Source organism: Aphanizomenon flos-aquae FACHB-1287, assembly GCF_014698755.1.
Classification (GTDB): Bacteria; Cyanobacteriota; Cyanobacteriia; order Cyanobacteriales; family Nostocaceae; genus Dolichospermum; species Dolichospermum flosaquae.
Genome location: NZ_JACJTO010000022.1, coordinates 43,346 through 59,703, shown reverse-complemented (window position 1 = coordinate 59,703; position 16,358 = coordinate 43,346). Strand labels below are relative to the sequence as shown.

Genomic DNA, 16,358 nt, shown 5'->3' with positions numbered 1-16,358 from the left:
CCTGCTAACCAGAAAATTAAAGTGGACTGCCTCGGAATTGAACCGAGTTTTCTCCCTTTTGTATGCAAGCATAGATATATGACTTGCATATAGAAAGGAGGGGAGCGGGCTACCGTTGCACCTAGCAGTCCGTGTATACTATTATAGTATAAATGATTGAGAGTAAATAAGTCAATAGTAAACTATGAGAAAGCATTCAGAAAGCTATTTCAAGCTAAAATCTCAAATACAAGAGTCTCTTGATTTTATAATTTTGTGTTGTTACGCTGTACCCTCTCTTAACGCTTACATGAAGGCTGTTGAATTGGGTAACGGTAAACCAGATAAACTTCCCGATCCTGATCATTTTAAGAAAAATCCAGAGTATGAAAATGCAGATCATAGTAGATTAAAGGAAATTAAGCCTAATTATCAAAAAACTTTAGGTAAATTACTGCTAATAAGCTCATTTACTTATTTTGAGTATTATATTTCTAATGTAATTGAAGAATTTTTTGATCTTAATGGTGGTAGAGAAAATTTTAAAAGTTTATTAAAATCAAAAATAGATAGAAAAATTAGTGATTATGAAGATACTAATAATTTAGTAAAGAAACTAAAAGAGCCAAAGAAACCATCAAAATTAGGAAAATATGAAAAAGCAATAAATGAATTACAACAAACAAACTATTCGTTTCCTTCACAACTGCTTTGTTATTTTGGACTCATAGAACTTCAGGGTAAATTCAAAAAGGATAAAAACATTGAAGCTAGAGATATTTTAAAGATATTAAAAGATGCTTTTCATGTAGAAATAACCGAAAAAGAAGCATCAGAATTTACAAAAATACAAGAGAAACGAAATAGAATAGTTCATGGAGGTAATACAGAGATTAATTTAGCGGAGGCTTTACAATTTAACGATTTTTTAAAAGATTTAGCACAAAAAGTAGATCAACATTTATTGAAAACATTTTTTATATTAGAATTTATTACCAAGGATTAATTTGCACAAACAAAATTTAGTTTAAAATTAAAATATTTTTTATATAAATTTGTCATTTATTTAAAATTAATAAATCTACTTCTCAAAAAAATATCCTTTTAGTAAAAACTATAACAATGAGAATTATTGCTCGGAGTACCCTAAGAGAATATTGGCAAAAACATCCTGATATAGAACAGCCTTTAAAAGCATGGTTTGATGATGCTTCCCGTGCAAATTGGCAAAGTCCATCAGATATTAAAGAAGTTTATGCTAATGCCAGTATTATTGCCAATAACCGAGTAGTTTTTAATATTAAAGGTAATAATTATCGTTTAATTATCCATATTCGTTATGAAATTGGCATTATTTTTATTCGCTTTATTGGTACTCATCAAGAATATGACAAAATAGATGCTACTATTGTTTAAGGAGGCTTGATATTATGAACTTAAAACCCATTAGAACAGAATCAGATCATCAACAGGCATTAAAAGAAATCGAACAAATTTTTGATGCTGAACCTAATACACCAGAATATGAGAAATTAGATATTTTAACGACTTTAGTAGAAGTCTATGAACAACAAAATTATCCTATTGATCCTCCATCTCCTATCGCAGCTATATTATATTATTTAGAAAGTCGTAATCAAGGAGTTTCTACTTTTATTGAAAATTTAAAATATCATGGAGTTAGTGAAGAAATAATTAATATAGCTTTAAATGAAATGACTCACTGATTATTGATTATCATGTCATCAAATAATTGCAGTCAGAGGTAAATTAAATCTATGACCATAACTTATCAAATAGACTTCAATATCTGGCTTGAAGAAACAGCCAAATTATTACTAGAAAATTGCTGGACAGAAATAGATAAAGAACATTATCAAATCTTCCCAATATTTGGACATCGTTAAACCTGCATTTAGATCCCCGACTTCTTTGATAAATTATCATTATTTACAAGAGATTAAATTAAGAAGTCGGAGATCTTTAGCCTGAATTGAATCACCCTAGAGAATTTGTGATAAAAATTTCCTTGTTCTTTCTTCCTTGGGATTAGTAAAAAATGTGTCGGGGGTAGAAGATTCAACTAATAAACCGCTATCCATTAACACAACTCTATCAGCAACTTCTCGCGCAAATCCGACTTCATGGGTAACAACTACCATTGTCATTCCCTCACTAGCGAGATTTTGCATAACATCTAAAACTTCTCTCACCATTTCTGGATCTAATGCTGATGTCGGTTCATCAAATAACATGATCTTAGGTTGCATTGCTAATGCACGCGCTATAGCTACTCGTTGTTGTTGTCCACCAGATAATTGTCCTGGATATTTTTGTGCTTGGGCTAAAATTCCCACTCTTTCTAATAATTGCATTGCTAATTCTTCCGCTTTAACTTTGGAGATTTTGCGGACATATATTGGTGCTAAGGTGATATTTTCTAAAACTGTTAAATGGGGGAATAAGTTAAATTGCTGAAATACCATTCCCACTTCTCGACGAATTGTTTCAATGTTTCTTAAATCATGACCCAGAATAATTCCGTCAATAGTAATAACTCCTTGTTGATATTCTTCTAAAGCATTAAATGTGCGAATAAAAGTTGATTTTCCTGAACCTGAAGGACCCATTAAAACAACTACTTCTCCTCTTTCTACACTTAAACTTACACCTTGGAGAACATGAAATTTACCATACCATTTATGGACATCTTCAGCAATTATTATCGGTTTTGGTTCTGTCATATTTTACTCTTTTTTTAAGTTGATTTTTTTTAACTAACCACAGAGGCACGGAGGATAAGGGAGGAAGAGATGTTTTATTAATATTAATTATTTAATTGGTTTTCTAATTTTTTAGCAGCTAAGGACATTGAATAACAAAATAGCCAATAAATCAAACCAATAAATAAATATACTTCTGCATATCTTCCTAAAAATCGCGGTTGTGCTAATATAGAACGTGCCATTCCTGTTAATTCTACTAATCCCACTAATGATAAAAGTGAGGTATCTTTAAATAAGCCAATAAATTGACCCACAATTGCGGGAATAACTGCGCGTAATGCTTGGGGTAATATTACTAATGTTAGTAATAACGGGGTATTTAATCCTAGGGCTTTTCCTGCTTCTATTTGTCCTCTGGGAATTGATTGTAGTCCTCCGCGCACGTTTTCAGCCATGTATGCTGAACTAAATAATATTAGTCCCACAATCCCTCTGAGTAATCTATCTAAACGTAAGTCTGCTGGTAAAAACAATGGTAACATAACTTGAGCTAAAAATAGAATCCCAATTAAGGGTAATCCTCTGATAATTTCAATATACAGAATAGAAAACCACCGCAGTACAGGTAAATTACTTGTTCTTCCTAATGCGAGTAAAACCCCCAGGGGGAAGGAAAGTACAATACTAATTATTGCTATTAATAGGGTGAGTAATAAACCATTCCATAAATTTGTAGATACAGATTGTAACCCTAAACCACCACCAATTAACCAGATAATTATCGGAAAGGATAATAACCAAATCCAGGAAAGCCAAGGAGTAATAATTTGGGCAAATTTTTGACCAATTATCAAACCTAAAATTAGTAAACCTGTAATTAATAATAAAGATAAACGACTAATTAACGGGAGGGGTATTATTAATAATAAAACCCCAATAACAAAACCAAAAATCAGAGAATTGCGTTTTGTGAATATTGCCTTTTTAGTAAATGCACCCCCAGTAATTGCGGTTAAAATCGTAGATATTCCCAAAACAAGCCAAATTCGCCAATATAAATTCTGGGGAAATCTTCCCACTAAAAACAAAGGTAAATTAACACTAATTACTTGCCATTGTGCCTTAGTAACTAACCAAATTGCCAAGCCTTGAAACAGCCAAAATAGAAATATAAAACAAACAACAGTTAATAAAGAATTGTACCAATTATTAAAAAGATTTTTTCTGAGCCAAATCAACCTAATCATCATAGAAACCCTAAATAAAATATTGTTCCATAGCGTACCATAAACATAAATCTCTTCCTCTCTTCCTCCGTGACCTCTGTGCCTCCGTGGTTCGATAAAAAATAAATCCTGCTCACAAATCAAATAAAATTGCTATTTTTCATCTTTCCTGAATTTGAACAGAACGATTAAATAAATTCATAGTCAGAGAAATAATCAAACTCAAAGTCAGATAGGTAATCATAATTAACAACATTACCTCCACAGCTTTTCCAGTTTGGTTAAAAGTAGTAGAAGCAACGAAATAAATATCAGGATAACCGATAGCGATCGCTAAACTGGAATTTTTTGTTAAATTTAGATATTGACTAGTTAATGGGGGAATAATCACCCTTAAAGCTTGGGGAAAAATTACCAATTGCATTGCTAAACCTGGTTTTAACCCCAGAGATTTAGCCGCTTCCCATTGTCCTTTTGATACTGATTGAATCCCTCCCCGCACAATTTCCGCAATAAAAGCTCCCGTGTAAAAAGTCAACCCCAATAATAAACTAGAAAACTCTGGAGACAAGGTAAACCAAGGAAATTCCAGGCCATTTTGACTAAAATTAGCGAAACCCAAAAAAGAAATTTTATTTTCGGCCTTGGGGAAACTCAAGAAAACCGCAAAGTACCAAAATAGCAATTGTAATAATAATGGTGTATTCCGAAAAACCTCCACATAAACAAAACTAATCTTCCTGACTAACCAATTATCTGATAGTCTAGCAATTCCCGCAGTAATTCCCACAATTGTGGTTAAGAAAATCCCCATTATTGCTATTCGCAAAGAATTAATTAAACCCACGAACAAAGCATAATTATAAGCGTCCGTTGGTTGATAATTAATTAGGGTTTCCCCAATATCAAAAGATGCTTGTTGCTTGAGAAAATTGAATCCAAATTCAATTCCTAATTGCTGTAAATTCCGTCTGACATTACCCCACAAGATCACAACTATAACTATTGCTAAAAATACAACAATTAACTGAATAGCATTTTGCCAAAACCGATAATCACGCCATAAAGGAGGTTTATAATTAGTCATTATCTTAAATTAGTATTACCGGAAAGGTGGAGAATAGAGCAATCCTCCTTTTATCCCCAGTTGATTTTGACCACGAGGAAGATTTAATTTTGTCTTTGTTCCCAAATTACGTTCATAAATTTCGCCATAATTACCAACGTGTTTAATAATTCTGGCTGCGAAATCATTTGTTAAACCAATTCCTTCTCCTAAGTTTCCTTCTGTTCCTAGAAAACGCTTAATATCGGGATCTTTACTATTTGCAAACTCTGCTAAATTTTGAGAATTAATTCCCAATTCTTCCCCTTTTATCAAAGCATAAACAGTCCACTTGACTATATCACTCCACTTAGTATCCCCCTTCGCAACTGCCGGCGCAAGGGGTTCAGAAGAAAGAACATCATCTAAAATCACATTATCTTCTGGTTTTGGTAGGGTTGTGCGTCGAGAAACTAAACCAGAACGGTCTGTGGTTACAGCATCACAACGTCCTTCTGCATAAGTAGCAAAGGTAACATTTACGTCCTCAAAAACAACAGATTTATAAGTAATACCCCGTTTTCGCATTTGGTCTGCTAAATTCTGTTCAGTTGTTGTCCCTGTTTGTACACAAATGGCTTTGTTTTTCAGGTCTTGGACAGATTTAATATTGCTATTTTTGCGAACCATCACAGCCTGACCATCGTAAAATACCACAGGTGCAAAATCTAAACCCTGAGAAGTTGCGCGGCTAAAAGTCCAGCTAGTATTCCGACTGAGAATATCTACTTCTCCAGTTTGTAAAGCTGTAAATCGTTCTTTAGCATTGACATTCCGGTATTCTACAGCATCAGGATTATCAAATACTGCTGCTGCTATAGCCCGACAAATATCAACATCAATACCTCTATATTTACCGTTAGTCTCTACAAAACTAAATCCTGGTAATTCACCATTAGTCCCACAAACAAGCTGGCCACGGCTTTTAATGCGGTCCCAGAGAATGCGAGTAACCTGTTCTGGGGTCTTACTTTGGGAATTCTGTGTATTTTGTGGTTCATCACTACAACCACTCAGAAAAAATATTAAATCCAGAGCTACAATACTAGATAGAATTGCAGATAATTTTCTAAAATTCATAGGTAATTAATAGGCGATATTTGCACTTAGTTTCATTTTTCCATAAAACCCTCGAAAAAGTCAATAAGATAACCGAAATTTAACAATTTAGAAGACTATGGATTAATATTTAGTGAGTATGAATAAATGGCTACCTTTAAATCTGAAATTGCAAAAACTCCGTGCCAAACTACTTAATGATCCCTATTATCGCTTACAATCGGGGGAAGAAGTGCGATTGGCGGCTGAATTGGGTATTGGTATTGATGCTAATCAAGCAACTGTGGATGATTGGCTGCGTTTACCCGGATTATCAATTCATCAAGGGCGATTATTGGTGGAGCTTTCCCGCGCTGGTGTATTATTTTATTGTATTGAAGATGTAGCCACGGCTTTGGGTTTGCCAGTGCAGCGATTAGAAGCTATAAAACTACTGATAAAATTTAATTATTATGATCACAATTCCCTAGATAAACCCCAGCAAATTAACCCAAATACGGCTTCGGTGGAGAGTTTGTCGCAAATTCCCTTTATAGATTTATCCCTAGCGCAGACAGTTGTAGAAAACCGTCTGGCTGCTGGTCCTTACCTAAGTTTAGTAGATTTCCAAAGACGGCTAGAATTACCTGGGGATACAATCACTCAGTTAATGTATTATTTGCGCTTTTCCTAAAGATGTAAAACCTGCACCCGGTTTATTTATCAATTAAGCCAATGCGGTTAAGAGGCCAAAAACGAAACGTGGCGCGACCAATGACCTTTTGACGAGGGACAAAACCCCAGTAGCGAGAGTCATTACTATCATTGCGATTGTCTCCCATGACAAAAAATGCGCCTTCTGGGACTTTTATTTCTGGAAATGGGTCATTTGTTGGTTCAGCAATGTAGTCTTCTGTTAAGGCTTTACCGTTGCGGTAAACTTTACCTTGAGCAATGCTAATTACTGATCCTGGTTCACCAATTACCCGTTTAATAAAGGCTTGGTTTTGAGGATATCCCCGGCGTTGTAATTCTGGTGGTGAGCTAAAAACGATGATATCGCCGATTTTAGGAGGGTGAAAACGGTAGGATACTTTTTCTATAACTAAGCGATCGCCTGTATGTAAGGTAGGATACATTGATGCGGATGGAATTAAACGCGGTTCAGCAATAAATGTTCGAATTAAGAGAGCTAAACACAGGGCAATAGTTATTAAAACTACATTTTCTTGCCAACTACTCCATGTTTTTGTTTGTGGAGGAGTTTCTTTCGTATCACTTGTGTCAGGGGTCATAGTTAATAGTTAACAGTGTAAGGGGGATAGAGGGCAGGGGAGATTATATTTACCAATTACCAATTACCAATTACCCATGATCTGATTTAGCGGTAATAACTTCTGTGGGCCGGAGGACTTTTTCACCCCAATGAAATCCACGACGGACAATTTTAGTAATTGTTTGATCTGGGAGATCTATTCTTTCCTCTCGATCAATGACGCGGCACAGGTTAAAATCTGGTTCTGTACCTTCGCGTAATTCTATAGGTAAAAGTTGGCGCTTTCCTAATATACTAAGAAACTTGCGATTAACTGCACCGATAGATTTGGGTAGACGTTCTATAAATTCTGGACTGGGATTAGGATTATTTTCTAAATAGTCCAATAAAGCTTCTAAGGCATCAGCAACTTCTAAAAGGTCTAAGAATAAATCTTTTGTTTGGGCTGTGGTTTGGTTGTGCTGTTCTCTTAAAGATTGTTGTAAGATCACATTATCTTTTTGGAGAACGCCGAGTTTTTGTACGAGTAATTCTCGTAATTCTGAGCTAATTAGATAGTTAGGCGATAAATCAAACACTGGAAATCTCTTAAAAATAGCAGTTGTCAGTTGTCAGTTGTTCGTGGTCAGTTGTCAGTTGTTCGTTTTTGTCAGTTACCAAATCAAAAGTAATTACAAAACTTGACACTGGCCATAATGCCTTAATAAATGATCGCATAAAACCAAAGCCACCATAGCATCAACCATAGGCACAGCGCGGGGTAAAACACAAGGATCATGTCTTCCCTTCCCAGCTAAAACCGTTTCTTCACCTTCCTTAGTTACAGTTTTTTGTTCTTTTCTAATTGTTGCAGTTGGTTTAAATGCCACTCGAATAATAATATTTTCACCGTTAGAAATTCCTCCTTGAATTCCCCCAGAACGATTAGTTACCGTTCTAATGTCTCCATTTTCATCAATATAAAATTCGTCATTATGTTCAAAACCTGTTAACAAAGTTCCGTCAAAACCAGAACCGATTTCAAAACCTTTGCTTGCGGGTAATGACATAACTGCCTTGGCTAAATCTGCTTCTAATTTATCAAAAACAGGTTCACCTAAACCCTTGGGAACATTCCGCACCACACATTCAACCACACCACCGATAGAATTACCATCTCGACCGGTTTGTTCAATTAGTGAAATCATAGTGTGGGCAATTTCATCATCTGGACAGCGGACAATATTGGCTTCCACATCTGCTACAGTGACAGTATCAGAATCAACAACAGCTTCTAGATCCTTAATTCGTTTAACATAAGCAATGACTTCTACACCTGCAACTTGATGCAAAATCTTTTTAGCGATCGCTCCTGCGGCTACTCTGCCTATAGTCTCACGGGCCGAGGATCTACCACCACCTTGCCAATTTCTCAAGCCATATTTAGCATCATAGGTAGCATCAGCATGAGAAGGGCGATATTTTCGGGCCATCTCATCATAATCTTCGGGACGAATATTGTTATTTCTGACCAAAATCGCAATTGGTGTTCCCAAAGTTTTCCCCTCAAACACCCCAGATAATATCTCACAGGTGTCTGCTTCTTTGCGAGGGGTGGTAATTTTACTTTGTCCTGGCCGTCTTCTATCTAACTCAAATTGAATTTCCTGGGCAGAAATTTCCAATCGTGGGGGACATCCATCAATGATAACACCCACACCGCCGCCGTGAGATTCGCCAAAAGTAGTGATCCGAAAAAGATGACCAAAAGTGCTGCCCATAATATTGAGAAAATACAGACTGGAATCTTAATTTTACACGGAGTTGGGCAATATCGCCCCAAAATTTCCCATCACAATCAGTTATCTTAAAGACTGTCACTTTGTCCCCTGTCACCTGTTAATAATCGAGTCTGGCAGTTAAACTATTAGCAGAAAACTATAACTTCTAGATTTGACAATTTCTTCAGAAAAACATCCATAAAGCATAACTATTATGAAAAATTTGCAGACAAAGGCTTCAATGAAACAGCGTTTATCCGGTTCATCTCACCATCATATTTTAACCGGAGTCATAGCTGCCGGATTGATGATGTTACCGGGGCTGGTTGGTGGTAGTCCCGTTTTAGCGCAACAAAAAACCGAGCGAAATTCTTTAACCTATGGGAAATTAATTGAGAAGGCTGACAAAGGAGAAATTAAAAAAGTAGAGTTGGATCAAGCTGAACAAATAGCTAGAGTTTATTTAGTTGGACAAAAGCCGAATACTCTACCTTTACAGGTGCGCCTTCTAGAACAAAATACTGAGTTAATTAATAAACTCAAGGAAAAAAACGTTGATTTTGGTGAAGTTTCCTCTGCTGGTAATAGAGCCGCTGTGGGGTTATTAATCAATTTAATGTGGATTTTACCCCTGGTAGCTCTGATATTATTATTCCTCCGTCGTTCTGCAAATGCTTCTAACCAAGCCATGAGTTTTGGTAAGTCTCGCGCCCGCTTTCAAATGGAAGCGAAAACCGGGGTAAAATTTGCTGATGTGGCAGGAGTCACAGAAGCAAAAGAAGAACTAGAAGAAGTTGTCACCTTCTTAAAACAGCCAGAAAAATTTACGGCGGTAGGGGCAAAAATTCCTAAGGGTGTACTGTTGGTTGGACCGCCCGGAACAGGTAAAACTCTACTCGCAAAAGCCATTGCTGGAGAAGCCAGTGTACCGTTTTTCAGTATGTCTGGTTCGGAATTTGTGGAAATGTTCGTCGGTGTCGGCGCTTCCCGAGTGCGGGATTTATTCAAAAAAGCAAAAGATAATGCCCCTTGTTTGATATTTATTGATGAAATTGACGCGGTAGGTAGACAACGAGGTGCGGGTATTGGTGGAGGAAATGATGAGCGGGAACAAACCCTCAATCAGCTATTAACGGAAATGGATGGTTTTGAAGGGAATACGGGGATTATTATTATTGCGGCTACTAACCGTCCAGATGTCCTCGATTCGGCTCTATTGCGTCCAGGACGCTTTGATAGACAGGTGATTGTGGATGTCCCTGATTTGAAGGGAAGACAGGAAATTCTCGCAGTCCACGCTCAGAATAAGAAAATTGATCCTAGTGTATCTTTAGAAGCGATCGCTCGTCGCACTCCTGGTTTTACCGGTGCAGATTTGGCCAATTTACTCAATGAAGCCGCCATTCTCACCGCTAGAAGACGCAAAGAAGCTATTACCGATTTAGAAATTGATAATGCTATAGATAGGGTAGTTGCGGGTATGGAAGGAACTGCTTTAGTAGATAGCAAAAATAAACGTCTGATTGCTTATCATGAAGTTGGACACGCTTTGGTAGGGACTTTAGTTAAAGGTCATGATCCTGTACAAAAAGTTACTCTCATTCCCCGCGGACAAGCACTAGGTTTAACTTGGTTTACTCCCAATGAAGAACAGGGTTTAATTTCCCGTTCCCAAATTTTAGCCCGCATTGCCGCAACTTTAGGCGGTCGAGCGGCTGAGGAAATCGTATTTGGGAAAGCAGAAGTTACCACGGGCGCTGGAAATGATTTACAACAAGTTACCAATATGGCAAGACAAATGGTAACAAAGTTTGGAATGTCTGATTTGGGTCTAGTTTCTCTGGAAAATCAAAATAATGATGTATTTTTAGGACGTGACTGGATGAATAAATCAGAATATTCTGAAGACATTGCCGCTAAAATTGATATCGCTGTTAGAGAAATTGTTGGTAAGTGCTATATTCAGGCTAAGGAAATCTTGCAAGAAAACCGTTTAATTTTGGAAAGGGTAGTTGATTTGTTGATAGAACAAGAGACTATTGAAGGTGATGTTTTTCGTACAATTGTGGCTGATAATACTGCAATTACAATACCGAAAGTAATCAATGATTCAGTAGTTGTCGGTGGTTAGTGGTCAGTGGTCAGTGGTCAGTGGTCGGTGGTTAGTGGTCAGTGGTTAGTTAAGAATTATGAAGGCTATTTGTAATATACCTTTACTTATTTTTTTCTATAATCCCAAGGATCAATAAATTTCCGATCACTCCAAATACCCAATTTTTGCTGTTGCGCCTTCGCTTCGGCTTGTTGTACAATGTCCTTACTAGGGCATTTATTTAAATAGGAACGATAGACTTTAGCTAACCCATCCTCTAACAACACTTGCTGTAAAAATGTACCATCTTTTAAACGGACTTCAGCAATTTTTCTACCATAGCGATCGCTATCTGTAACATTTAAATTAACACGATTATCTGTTCGTTTAATCAGTTCCTCTATCCGTGTTTTTGCTTTCATACCCCAAGCAAACTGATTGACATCCCGATTAATTTTACTCTGCTTTTCTGACCGAGAATGGGGTATTTCTGGTGCATCAATACAAGCAAACCGCACCGTGGACTTTTTACCATCAGCATTTTTTAATACTAATGTATCACCATCACTTACCCGTTCAACTAGATCACCAGGAGGAGAAAACAAACCATTGCAAGCCATCAAACTAACGGCAATCGTGGCTGCATTTAGCCAAATTAACCCTTGTTTCACAAATTTATTCATATTCCACCAATTTGGCAATTTAGCCCGGTCTAAAGACCACATAATCACCCAAAAATTTTCTGTCTTTGAGCTTCATACAACATTAAAGCAGCAGTAATCCCTACATTTAAGGATTCTACCCCAGGACTAAGAGGAATTTTCACTTGAATATCAGCTAAAGCAGCCAAATCCGTTGACAATCCTGCCCCCTCATTACCCAATAATATCATACTAGGTTGATGCCAGTCTACCTGCCAATAAGTTAAATCAGCATTAGGTAAGGTGGCTACTACCTGCATTCCTGCTTGCTGACTTGTTTGCACTGTGGCTTTTAAATCTTCACTTACGGACATATTTAAGCGAAACCATTGCCCAGCAGAAGCGCGTAAAACCTTGGGATTATCTAAATCTACACTATCTTCACTTAACCACAGACCTGACGCACCTGCAGCAGCTGCTGTGCGAATCATCGTTCCCAGATTACCAGGATCTTGAACTGTTTCTAAAGCGAGAACTAAACCGGTAAAAGGATTTTGTTGAGCGAACTGCTGGCCGCAGCGCTTCGCTATTGCTACTATACCATCAGGATTGACAGTTGTGGCCATTGCTGCCAAAATTTCTGAACTAACAACTTCAACGCGATCGCACTGACTACAAATAACTGCCCACAAGTGAGGATGTGTTGTTTGCCATTGAGGAGTACAACATATAGCCTCTAAAGGATAGCTAACCGCACAAGCTTCTTCCAGCAAATGAGTGCCTTCTAATAAAAATAGCTGTTGCTTATTTCTCTCCTTAGCGGAATGTAACTTGCGAATTTGTTTAACTAAGGAATTTTGTAAACTTGTTAGCACAATCTTAAATGTGAAATTATGAACTTGAGGTCAATCTAAAATTGATATAGAGATTTTAACTGAGAAAGTGCGCCCTGCTGGAATCGAACCAGCCTGAAGACGAATTATGAGTTCGTTGCCTCCCCAATCGGCCAAAGGCGCTTATATACTTGGATTTCAACCTTATGATTTCAGTTTAGCCATTGATTTATGACTTCACTTTAACCACATTACACCATTCTACCATAATTTGGCAACCTATAAACAATTATCAAGAACATTTCCAGATTTTTATTTCCAGTCAAGTTTATAGGGTAGTGAACTTTGCTAAGATTGAAAAGGCCAAATTGAAAAATCCCTAGTAGCATATATAGTAACATTTGAATTCCTATTCCCTAGTCAACCACCCACCACTAATAATAGTGGGGAGTTGAAAGAGCCTAGTTGACCAGTCTAAGTGTTAAATTACTGCGTTTAAGATGAAAATAAATACTACTGTACTACTAACCTTAATTTTGTTAACTCTAATGTTGGGAGTCGGTTCTGCGAGTGGTTTTTTGGGCTTTACCTTGGGTAGTCTGGCACTTAAAGGTGTGACTACGCCAGATGGTCGGCCTTTGAGTAAATTTAACAGCAACAAGGGGAATAATACCCAGGAGGGAAGTAGGAAACCCGCGCTGGCTTTTTTGAAAGAGGAGGATATTCTTCAAGTCGTGAAATCACGAATTAACGATAAGAGCAAGGACAATAAATCCAACAAATCAGCAGCAGAAGAGATTAAAATTAGTAAGCCGAAGCCAAAGGAAGAACCCATAGTTGAAAAAGTTTCTCAACCAGGATTTCCTGTTACTGCTGAAAGTGAGGGTGTAAGTATGTCTGTAAAATCTGTTCACTATTCTGGTGGTGATTTATTGCTAAGAGTGAATATGCAAAATAACAGTAGTGATTCTGTGCGGTTTCTCTATAGTTTTTTAGATATTACAGACGATAAGGGACGAACCTTGAATGCAATTTCAGAAGGTTTACCCGTAGAACTGCCCGCTAAAAGTGGGGAATTTAAGGGTACAATTAGTGTTCCCACCGCTTTACTGGATGATGTTAAACAGATATCTTTATCTTTGACTGATTATCCTGCTCAAAAACTCAAGTTAAAATTGTCTGATATTCCTGTAGAGAAAGCTAATTAACATTCAATTTTGGATTTTGGATTTTGAATTGTATTTTTTATACTTCAGCCTAAAAAACCAAAGATCAAAAATCTTCTTTCCCTTGTCGGTAATCTATATAGTATCTTAGACAGTGAGTGCTTTTTCTCCTTTAAGTTGGATGGATACGGGACTGCGGTTGTGTAGCGTGCTAGTGTTAATTGCTATCAATGCCTTTTTTGTAACAGCGGAGTTCTCAATGGTGACAGTGCGCCGAACTCGTATTCAACAGTTAGTACAAGCTGGTGATATCCGAGCCATCGCGGTGGAAACATTGCAACGAAGTATTGATAGACTATTATCTACAGCCCAATTAGGTATTACCCTTTCTAGTTTGGCGCTCGGTTGGATTGGAGAAGGGACAATTGCTGTATTAGTGGAAAAATGGCTTAATTCTTGGCCGTTACCGTTGAGAATTAATCACTTATTAGTTCATTCTTTATCAGTTCCCATTGCCTTTTTTGCCATTGCTTACTTACAAATCGTTGTAGGTGAATTGTGTCCAAAATCAGTGGCCATGTTGTATTCAGAACATTTAGCTAGGCTGTTGGGTCCATCGGTAAAATCCATAGTTCGTTTTTTCAGTCCCTTTATCTGGGTTCTTAATCAATCAACTTACTGGTTATTACGATTATTTGGAATTGAATATACAGGTCAAAGTTGGCGACCTCCAGTGACACCAGAGGAACTGCAATTAATTATTTCTACGGAACGAGAATCTACAGGTCTGGAAAATGCCGAACGGGAACTTTTAAATAATGTCTTTGAGTTTGGGGATATTACGGCTGAAGATATCATGATTCCTCGAACTAGCATTACTTCTCTACCCATAAATGCCAGCTTTCACAGGTTACTTGAGGAAATTACTTCTACTGGTCATTCTCGCTATCCTATTATTGGGGAGTCTTTGGACGATATTTGTGGTATAGTCTGCTTTCAAGATTTAGCAGAACCCTTGGCTTTAGGAAAAATCACCTCAGAGACAGAAATTCAACCTTGGATGCGTTTACCTCAATTTGTACCAGAGCAAACGCTATTAAGCGAGCTTTTGCCAATGATGCAAAAGGATAAACCAGCTATGGTCATGGTTGTGAATGAATTTGGGGGAACTGTGGGACTGGTAACTATTCAGGATGTTATTGCCGAAATTATTGGCTCTGGGGGTGAACTTGACAGTAGCAATGATTTACTTATTCAAATGGTGGACCAACAAACATTTTTAGTGCAAGCACAAATTAATTTAGAAGAAGTTAATCAGGTACTGCATCTGAATTTGCCTATAAGGAGAGAGTATCAGACCTTGGGAGGTTTTTTGCTTTATCAATGCCAAAAAATCCCGAATAAGGGCGAGATATTCTATTATGAACATCTGGAACTGACTGTAATTTCAGTTATTGGTCCGCGTTTGCATCAAATTCAAATGAGAATTTCATCCTAAACATAATCAATCGGATCTGTCAACCCCAATTCAGCAAAAGCTGCTAACCGCAACCGACAAGAATCACAGACACCGCAAGCTAAATCACTACCTGCATAACAGGACCAAGTCAGATGCCAAGGAACTCCTAATTGATTACCAAGTTGGATAATTTCTGTTTTCTTTAAATTAATTAAGGGGGTAATAACTTGAATAGCTTGTCCTTCGCGTCCTTGTTTTGTCCCCAAGCGGAAAACTTCCTGCATAGCTTGAATATAGTCAGGACGACAATCTGGATAACCGGAGTAGTCTAGGGCATTAACACCAATATATACCCTTTCTGCGGCGATCGCCTCTGCATAGCTCAAGGCAAAACTTAAAAAGATTGTATTCCGTGCTGGAACATAGGTGACAGGAATATTTTCCGCCATTTCATCCAGGGATCTTTGTTCTGGTAAACTAATTTTATCATCTGTGAGTGCTGAACCACCCCATTGGCGTAAATCAAAACTAACTACTTGATGCTGAATAGTACCAGCCGCTTTTCCAACCTTTAAAGCGGCATCTAATTCTTTTCTATGTCGCTGTTGATAATCACAAGAAATAGTATAACATTCACAGCCATCAGCCTTTGCTTGATAAAGAACAGTTGAAGAGTCTAAACCACCAGATAATAAAATTACAGCTTTCATGGTCAGATTACGGAATAGGAGATCAAGAAATAGAGACAACAGAGAGAAGTGGGCGCAGTTGCCCATTTTTTCACAAATTGCAGCTAAAAGATGGGAAAATTAACGGAATGCCCCCAACAAAAATTAAATGTGTACAAAAATACTGTCAGGTGTGAGAATATTTAGTTGTGTAAATCACCTAAAACATTATAATCTGAGTGTTAACCATTTAGTGAACTGTAATTTTACTTGTAGAGAGAGTGATTAATCTATCAATAAAAAAAATGCGTTTTTATTTGTCTAGTTCATTCTTGAACTATATACCAGGGAATTTATACTGAGAGTCATGTGATTTACAAATTCAACAA

General features: G+C 37.2%; 18 protein-coding genes and 1 tRNA gene. 8 read left to right on the top strand and 11 right to left on the bottom strand.

Going from position 1 to position 16,358, the window contains the following annotated elements:
• Positions 1-184 precede the first annotated feature (184 nt).
• The 4 genes from H6G44_RS12065 to H6G44_RS20315 all read left to right on the top strand — a co-directional run bounded on the left by H6G44_RS12065 (position 185) and on the right by H6G44_RS20315 (position 1,886).
• Complete coding sequence (locus tag H6G44_RS12065; protein ID WP_190386808.1) at positions 185-985, top strand: HEPN domain-containing protein; 801 nt, start codon at positions 185-187, stop codon at positions 983-985.
• A 116-nt stretch (positions 986-1,101) separates the two neighbouring features.
• Entirely contained in the window at positions 1,102-1,395 is a 294-nt protein-coding gene (locus H6G44_RS12060) for a type II toxin-antitoxin system HigB family toxin (RefSeq protein ID WP_190386809.1), read from the top strand.
• 14 nt (positions 1,396-1,409) lie between these two features.
• A complete protein-coding gene (locus H6G44_RS12055) occupies positions 1,410-1,706 on the top strand; it encodes a helix-turn-helix domain-containing protein (protein WP_028089845.1) in 297 nt (98 codons plus the stop codon).
• A gap of 51 nt (positions 1,707-1,757) precedes the next feature.
• Positions 1,758-1,886, top strand: a complete 129-nt coding sequence (locus H6G44_RS20315; protein WP_231395382.1) for a DUF29 domain-containing protein — start codon at positions 1,758-1,760, stop codon at positions 1,884-1,886.
• Between the two features lie 96 nt (positions 1,887-1,982).
• Here H6G44_RS20315 and H6G44_RS12050 read toward each other — a convergent pair whose 3' ends face one another.
• The 4 genes from H6G44_RS12050 to H6G44_RS12035 form a co-directional block, all read right to left on the bottom strand.
• Positions 1,983-2,723: an amino acid ABC transporter ATP-binding protein gene (locus tag H6G44_RS12050; protein WP_199291810.1), complete on the bottom strand. Its 741-nt coding sequence runs from the start codon at positions 2,721-2,723 to the stop codon at positions 1,983-1,985.
• Positions 2,724-2,806: 83 nt separating this feature from the next.
• Positions 2,807-3,952 (bottom strand): amino acid ABC transporter permease, encoded by a 1,146-nt coding sequence (locus tag H6G44_RS12045; RefSeq protein WP_190386855.1) that lies wholly within the window; start codon positions 3,950-3,952, stop codon positions 2,807-2,809.
• A gap of 139 nt (positions 3,953-4,091) precedes the next feature.
• On the bottom strand, positions 4,092-5,018 hold the full coding sequence (locus H6G44_RS12040; RefSeq protein ID WP_190386810.1) for an amino acid ABC transporter permease: 927 nt from the start codon (positions 5,016-5,018) through the stop codon (positions 4,092-4,094).
• Positions 5,019-5,033: 15 nt separating this feature from the next.
• The gene (locus H6G44_RS12035; RefSeq protein WP_190386811.1) at positions 5,034-6,116 is read right to left on the bottom strand and encodes an amino acid ABC transporter substrate-binding protein; all 1,083 of its coding nucleotides are present in this window, start codon (positions 6,114-6,116) and stop codon (positions 5,034-5,036) included.
• A gap of 118 nt (positions 6,117-6,234) precedes the next feature.
• On the opposite strand from H6G44_RS12035, the gene H6G44_RS12030 reads away from it, so the two are divergent.
• On the top strand, positions 6,235-6,768 hold the full coding sequence (locus tag H6G44_RS12030; RefSeq protein ID WP_190386812.1) for a helix-hairpin-helix domain-containing protein: 534 nt from the start codon (positions 6,235-6,237) through the stop codon (positions 6,766-6,768).
• A 22-nt stretch (positions 6,769-6,790) separates the two neighbouring features.
• Here H6G44_RS12030 and lepB read toward each other — a convergent pair whose 3' ends face one another.
• The 3 genes from lepB to aroC form a co-directional block, all read right to left on the bottom strand.
• Positions 6,791-7,369 (bottom strand): signal peptidase I, encoded by a 579-nt coding sequence (lepB, locus tag H6G44_RS12025; protein ID WP_190386813.1) that lies wholly within the window; start codon positions 7,367-7,369, stop codon positions 6,791-6,793.
• Positions 7,370-7,439: 70 nt separating this feature from the next.
• On the bottom strand, positions 7,440-7,928 hold the full coding sequence (locus H6G44_RS12020; RefSeq protein ID WP_190484339.1) for a nucleotide exchange factor GrpE: 489 nt from the start codon (positions 7,926-7,928) through the stop codon (positions 7,440-7,442).
• A 93-nt stretch (positions 7,929-8,021) separates the two neighbouring features.
• On the bottom strand, positions 8,022-9,110 hold the full coding sequence (aroC, locus tag H6G44_RS12015) for a chorismate synthase (RefSeq protein ID WP_190386815.1): 1,089 nt from the start codon (positions 9,108-9,110) through the stop codon (positions 8,022-8,024).
• 214 nt (positions 9,111-9,324) lie between these two features.
• Between aroC and ftsH the strand changes: the two genes are divergently transcribed.
• Positions 9,325-11,241: an ATP-dependent zinc metalloprotease FtsH gene (ftsH, locus tag H6G44_RS12010; protein ID WP_190386816.1), complete on the top strand. Its 1,917-nt coding sequence runs from the start codon at positions 9,325-9,327 to the stop codon at positions 11,239-11,241.
• Positions 11,242-11,327: 86 nt separating this feature from the next.
• On the opposite strand, the gene H6G44_RS12005 is transcribed toward ftsH, so the two are convergent.
• The 3 genes from H6G44_RS12005 to H6G44_RS11995 form a co-directional block, all read right to left on the bottom strand.
• Positions 11,328-11,885 carry a thermonuclease family protein gene (locus tag H6G44_RS12005; RefSeq protein ID WP_190386856.1) on the bottom strand — a complete coding sequence of 186 codons (558 nt, stop codon included), beginning with the start codon at positions 11,883-11,885 and terminating at the stop codon, positions 11,328-11,330.
• A gap of 44 nt (positions 11,886-11,929) precedes the next feature.
• Positions 11,930-12,718: a TrmH family RNA methyltransferase gene (locus tag H6G44_RS12000; RefSeq protein WP_190386817.1), complete on the bottom strand. Its 789-nt coding sequence runs from the start codon at positions 12,716-12,718 to the stop codon at positions 11,930-11,932.
• 68 nt (positions 12,719-12,786) lie between these two features.
• A tRNA-Ile gene (locus H6G44_RS11995) sits at positions 12,787-12,859 on the bottom strand.
• Positions 12,860-13,176: 317 nt separating this feature from the next.
• Here H6G44_RS11995 and H6G44_RS11990 point away from each other — a divergent pair.
• Both H6G44_RS11990 and H6G44_RS11985 read left to right on the top strand, forming a co-directional pair.
• Complete coding sequence (locus H6G44_RS11990) at positions 13,177-13,884, top strand: hypothetical protein (RefSeq protein WP_190386818.1); 708 nt, start codon at positions 13,177-13,179, stop codon at positions 13,882-13,884.
• Between the two features lie 139 nt (positions 13,885-14,023).
• Positions 14,024-15,340 (top strand): hemolysin family protein, encoded by a 1,317-nt coding sequence (locus H6G44_RS11985; protein ID WP_190386857.1) that lies wholly within the window; start codon positions 14,024-14,026, stop codon positions 15,338-15,340.
• On the opposite strand, the gene queC is transcribed toward H6G44_RS11985, so the two are convergent.
• Positions 15,337-16,011 carry a 7-cyano-7-deazaguanine synthase QueC gene (queC, locus tag H6G44_RS11980; RefSeq protein WP_190386819.1) on the bottom strand — a complete coding sequence of 225 codons (675 nt, stop codon included), beginning with the start codon at positions 16,009-16,011 and terminating at the stop codon, positions 15,337-15,339. The two genes, H6G44_RS11985 and queC, sit on opposite strands and share 4 nt — an antisense overlap.
• Between the last annotated feature and the right edge of the window lie 347 nt (positions 16,012-16,358).

Bases quoted from the DNA above. Each gene is read 5' to 3' on its own strand.
- H6G44_RS12065 (WP_190386808.1), top strand. From the start codon at position 185: ATGAGAAAGCATTCAGAAAGCTATTTCAAGCTAAAATCTCAAATACAA.
- H6G44_RS12060 (WP_190386809.1), top strand. From the start codon at position 1,102: ATGAGAATTATTGCTCGGAGTACCCTAAGAGAATATTGGCAAAAACAT.
- H6G44_RS12055 (WP_028089845.1), top strand. From the start codon at position 1,410: ATGAACTTAAAACCCATTAGAACAGAATCAGATCATCAACAGGCATTA.
- H6G44_RS20315 (WP_231395382.1), top strand. From the start codon at position 1,758: ATGACCATAACTTATCAAATAGACTTCAATATCTGGCTTGAAGAAACA.
- H6G44_RS12050 (WP_199291810.1), bottom strand. From the start codon at position 2,723: ATGACAGAACCAAAACCGATAATAATTGCTGAAGATGTCCATAAATGG.
- H6G44_RS12045 (WP_190386855.1), bottom strand. From the start codon at position 3,952: ATGATTAGGTTGATTTGGCTCAGAAAAAATCTTTTTAATAATTGGTAC.
- H6G44_RS12040 (WP_190386810.1), bottom strand. From the start codon at position 5,018: ATGACTAATTATAAACCTCCTTTATGGCGTGATTATCGGTTTTGGCAA.
- H6G44_RS12035 (WP_190386811.1), bottom strand. From the start codon at position 6,116: ATGAATTTTAGAAAATTATCTGCAATTCTATCTAGTATTGTAGCTCTG.
- H6G44_RS12030 (WP_190386812.1), top strand. From the start codon at position 6,235: ATGAATAAATGGCTACCTTTAAATCTGAAATTGCAAAAACTCCGTGCC.
- lepB (WP_190386813.1), bottom strand. From the start codon at position 7,369: ATGACCCCTGACACAAGTGATACGAAAGAAACTCCTCCACAAACAAAA.
- aroC (WP_190386815.1), bottom strand. From the start codon at position 9,110: ATGGGCAGCACTTTTGGTCATCTTTTTCGGATCACTACTTTTGGCGAA.
- ftsH (WP_190386816.1), top strand. From the start codon at position 9,325: ATGAAAAATTTGCAGACAAAGGCTTCAATGAAACAGCGTTTATCCGGT.
- H6G44_RS12005 (WP_190386856.1), bottom strand. From the start codon at position 11,885: ATGAATAAATTTGTGAAACAAGGGTTAATTTGGCTAAATGCAGCCACG.
- H6G44_RS11990 (WP_190386818.1), top strand. From the start codon at position 13,177: ATGAAAATAAATACTACTGTACTACTAACCTTAATTTTGTTAACTCTA.
- H6G44_RS11985 (WP_190386857.1), top strand. From the start codon at position 14,024: ATGGATACGGGACTGCGGTTGTGTAGCGTGCTAGTGTTAATTGCTATC.
- queC (WP_190386819.1), bottom strand. From the start codon at position 16,011: ATGAAAGCTGTAATTTTATTATCTGGTGGTTTAGACTCTTCAACTGTT.